Source organism: Halomicronema sp. CCY15110, from assembly GCF_016888165.1.
Classification (GTDB): Bacteria; Cyanobacteriota; Cyanobacteriia; order Phormidesmidales; family Phormidesmidaceae; genus Halomicronema.
The window spans coordinates 1-848 of sequence record NZ_JACSWC010000210.1 but is presented as its reverse complement, the minus strand read 5'-3'; the positions used below and the strand labels follow the sequence as shown (position 1 = coordinate 848).

Below are 848 nucleotides of genomic sequence, written 5' to 3'. Positions count from 1 at the left end.
CCCGCTAGCTGCGCCTGCGTCTCTTGCAGCTGAGCCGTGACTTGCTCGTTTTCCGATTGCAGCGCCTCAAGCTGGGTTGTGAGCTGTTCATTCTCGCGCTTGAGCTGGCCCACCTGCGCTTGTAGGTCAGCGATCCTGGGGACATCTGACTGTTCAGTCTGGGGCGGCTGTGGTCGAGTCTCTAAATCACTGACCTGTTGCCTGAGCGTGTCGATTTCGCGAGTAAACCAGTTAAAGGTTTGCGCCACTTCTCCGACAGTTTCGGCCTGTCGGCTCTGTTGCTCTCCTTTGAGGCTTTCGTAGCCATCCAACAGGGCACCGATGAGTTCGGCTGGGGTGCCTGTCCTGCCTTCCTGGGCCATCAGGTTCATCAAGCGGTCTAAGTCAGCTTCATAGACCTGGGGGCGTTTAATCGGTCGATCCTGCGGCTGGCTCATCTGGGGTTCTTCCTCTGCTACTTCGATCGCTTCATCCGTATCTGTCGTATCTGCTGCCGTGGGACTGTTCTCTGCCGCTGCTTCGTCGCTCTTATCGACTTCGGGCTGAGCCTCCTCTACTGGGTCATCCCGAAAGACGGCGATCACCTCCAGCCCTGGCAGTTGGCCTAACTTGAGGCCCAATCGCCCATCCCGGTTGCCCTGGCCGTCACCGATCGCATAGTCGTCGTAATTCGATCGCGCGGCGTAGTTGGGCAGCTTCTTGCCGTCCTGCGTAATTGTGAAATGGCCCTGAATTTCCGCCTTGTACTGATGTTCCGGAACGTTCGGCGGGCAGAACCAGTGGGCGGCAATGGTGGCGTAGACGGCCCTGAAGATGTGGGTGTAGAGATTGTCTTTATCGCTGCGGTT

The 848-nt window shown here is 57.8% G+C and carries 1 pseudogene; it reads right to left on the bottom strand.

Features of this window, described 5'->3' with window-relative positions:
• Window positions 1–848: pseudogene (locus JUK32_RS07395) on the bottom strand (hypothetical protein); the annotation flags it as partial.